Origin of the sequence: Kitasatospora sp. NPDC057198 (assembly GCF_042670125.1) — a bacterium.
In the GTDB taxonomy this organism is placed as follows: Bacteria; Actinomycetota; Actinomycetes; order Streptomycetales; family Streptomycetaceae; genus Kitasatospora.
In genome coordinates this window covers 1-3,310 of sequence record NZ_JBHUWH010000656.1, presented here as the reverse complement: position 1 = coordinate 3,310, position 3,310 = coordinate 1, and the positions used below count along the sequence as shown (strand labels likewise).

Below are 3,310 nucleotides of genomic sequence, written 5' to 3'. Positions count from 1 at the left end.
CTGCTGGAGCGGCTGGACGCCGAGGCCGCCGCCGACGGGACGGCCGCGTACGTCCGCTCCCGGCCCGCCGCCCGGCCGCCCGCCCCGGTCGCGCCGCCCGAGGAACTGCCCGCGCTGCTGGTCGCGCCGCCGTGGAAGCGCGGGCGGCGCCCGGGGCAGCCGGTGCTCACCGGCCTGGCCGACGGCGTCCACTCCGAGGTGCAGTACCGGGAGGGCGGAGCGGCCGCACCGCTGGGGCTGTCCGCCGACACCCGCACGGAGCTGCACTGGCAGGACGGCGAGCGGGAGGAGTGGGCGCGCACCGACCTGTTCGACGCCTGGGCGGCCGGCGCCGGGGACGAGAGCGCACCGACCGACTGGGTGGCGGCCGCGCTGGCGGTCGGCGAGGAGGAGGACCTCTGGTACCTGTGCCGGGTGCTGCTCCAGGGCCCGCGGGAGCTGCTCGCCCCCGTGGTGCGGTCCTGGCGGCCGCGGCAGGTCCGCGACGGGCGGGCCCACCTGCGTCCGGTGCTCGCGAAGTACGGCCCGGCGGCGGTGCCGCTGGTGGAGCACGTGGCCCGCTGGTGGCCGGCCACCGGGGCCTCGCTGCTGCGCCCGGTGCTGAGCGTGGGGGCGGCCCGGACGATGGCGCGCGCCCTGTCGCGCGAGCTGGCCCGGGCGGAGAGCCGGGCCTGGTTCGAGCGGCACGGGGTGGCGGGGGCGCTGCTGCTCGTCCCGGACGCGCTCGGCGAGCCCGGCCCGGAGCGGACGGCGGCCGTCGCGGCGCTGCGGCTGGTCGCGGCCGCCGCCGGGGCCGGGGCGCTGGCGGAGGCCGCGGACGGGCGGCACGGGGCGGCGGCGGCGCGGGCCGTCGCCCAGCTGCTGGACACCGACCCGCTGGTGGCCGCACTGCCCGCCCGGATCCCGTACAGCTGGCTGGCGCAGGAGGTCGACACGCTGCCGCAACTGCTGCTGACCTCCGGCTCGGCACTGCCGGAGCAGGCGGCGGGGCACGTGCTGACCATGCTGGCGTTCGGCGGGCCGGACGGGTCGGACGGGATGTACCCGGGGCTCGCGCAGGTCGCCGAGGTGTGCACGCCCGCGTCGCTGGCGGCGTTCTGCGAGGAGGCGTTCGAGTCGTGGCGGGCGCACGGCGCGTACGGCCACACCCGCTGGACGCTCACCGCGCTGGGCTGGTTCGGCGACGACGGCACCGCCGACCGGCTGGCCCGGGAGCTGGCCGGCTGGTCGGGCCGGTACGCGTCGCAGGCCGTGGACGCGCTGGCCGCGATCGGCACCGACGCCGCGCTGCGGCACCTGAACGGGCTCGGCCGGGCGGCCGGCTCCAAGACGGTGCGGGAGCGCGCCGCGGAGAAGGCCGCCGAGCTCGCCGACGCACTGGGCCTCTCCCCCGAGCAGCTCGCCGACCGCCGGGTGCCCGGCCTGGGCCTGGACGCCGACGGCACGGCCCGACTCGACTACGGCGCACGGGAGTTCACCGTCCGCTTCGACGAGCAGCTGCGGCCGTACCTGCTGGACGGCGCGGGCGGCCGCCGGGCCGCGCTGCCCGCGCCGGGCCCGGGGGACGACCCGGAGCGGGCCGCGGCGGCCCGCCGGCGGTACGCCGCGCTGAAGAAGGAGGTCCGCGCCCTGGCGACCGACCTGCTCGCCCACCTGGAGCGCGCGATGGTCACCGAACGGACGTGGAGCGCCGAGGAGTTCCGGACGCTGTTCCTGGCGCACCCGCTGCTGTGGCACCCGGTGCGCCGCCTGCTGTGGACCGCCGACGGCGTCCCCTTCCGGATCGCCGAGGACCGCACCTTCGCCGACCTCGACGACCGGCCGTTCCCGCTCGCCGAGGACGCGGTGGTCCGGCTGGCCCACCCGCTGCACCTCGGGGACGCCCTGGGCGCCTGGTCCGAGCTGTTCGCCGACTACGAGATCCTCCAGCCGTTCCCGCAACTCGGCCGCCCCGTCCTGGCGTTGACGCCGCAGGAGGCCGCCGGGGACCGGCTGCACCGCTTCGAGGGACGCGACGTCCCGGCCGAGGCCCTGCGCGCGCTGCTCCGCCGGGGCTGGCGGAGCAGCGGCACCGCGCTGGCCGGGCCGCTGCCCGGCGGCCGCTACCTGAACCTGGTCCTCTCCCCCGACCTCGACCCCACCGGCCGCGCACCCCACCCCGAACACCACCTGCACGAGGCGTGGTTGGGCCTCGTCGCGGGCCCCCGCCCCGCCGCGGCCACCACCCACCCCCAGCGCCTGGGCGACCTGCCGGCCCTCGCCGTCTCCGAACTGCTCACCGCACTGGAGGAGTTGACCGGCGCCGACTCGTGAACGCGCCTGGGCCGGGCGCGTTCACCGATCGGCTCCGGCCAGACCCGGTCAGGAGACGGCCCCCAGGAAGCCCAGGGCCGTCGACACGTTCCACTCCACCTCGTCCAGGCTGTCCAGCACCAGCCGCTCCGGACGGCCGGGGCCCTCCGCCCTTTCCCGGGGCCAGGGCTCGAACTCCGCCCTGAGCCGCTCCACCGCCGCCCAGTCCGGCTCGGGGAAGCCCTCGATGCCCCGCCGGCGGGCGGCCAGCCGTGCGCGGTGCACCCCGGCGTCCGAGCACACCACCTCCAGGAACACCACCGGCACCCGGTGCCGGGCGGCCAGCGCCCGCCACTGCCCGCGGGCCGCCTCCACTGCGTTGACGGCGTCCACGACCACGCTCTGCCCGAGCGCCAACACCCCGTCCGCCACCGCCTCGGCGACCAGGTACGCAGCCAGCCCGGTGGGCTGGTCCGGCCCCACCCCCGCCCGCCGCATCGCCGCCTCGATCGGATCCACCGACACCACCGGTGCGGCCAACCGCCGCCCCAGCGCCCCGGCCACCGTGCTCTTGCCCGCCCCGGGCAGACCCGCCATCGCGATCAGCACGCGTCCCTCGTTCCACTCGCCCGTACCCTTGACGGGAAGAACGTATACGGCACTTCCCGAGGACGTCGGCCCCGCCGCCTCCGGCCGACCCCGGCGGCCGCCCCGTCCTCAGGGCTCAGGGCTCAGGACAGCGCGAGCGCGTAGACCGGCTCCTGGCCGTAGACCGCGAACCCGGCCTGCTGCAGGATCGGCCCGGACGTCGCCGGGTTGCCCTTGACCAGGGCCATCCGCGCGCCGTGGGCCGCCGCGTAGGAGAGCCGGGCGGCCAGCAGTGCCCGGTACACGCCGCGGCCCCGGTGCGCGGGGACGACCACGCCGCCGGTGAGGCGGGCGACGCCGTCGACCACCTGCACGCCGCCCGTGCCGACGGGTTCGCCGTCCAGGTGGGCGACGAGCCGGCCGCCGCGGC

3 protein-coding genes are annotated in these 3,310 nt (G+C 78.4%); 1 reads left to right on the top strand and 2 read right to left on the bottom strand.

Features of this window, described 5'->3' with window-relative positions:
- Positions 1 to 2,313: DUF4132 domain-containing protein (locus tag ACFUEL_RS37300; protein WP_380242281.1), on the top strand; the 2,313-nt coding region annotated here is incomplete at its 5' end.
- 48 nt (positions 2,314 to 2,361) lie between these two features.
- Here ACFUEL_RS37300 and ACFUEL_RS37295 read toward each other — a convergent pair.
- A complete protein-coding gene (locus ACFUEL_RS37295) occupies positions 2,362 to 2,901 on the bottom strand; it encodes an AAA family ATPase (protein WP_380242279.1) in 540 nt (179 codons plus the stop codon).
- A gap of 122 nt (positions 2,902 to 3,023) precedes the next feature.
- The coding region (locus tag ACFUEL_RS37290; RefSeq protein WP_380242277.1) for a GNAT family N-acetyltransferase at positions 3,024 to 3,310 on the bottom strand (287 nt) is incomplete at its 5' end.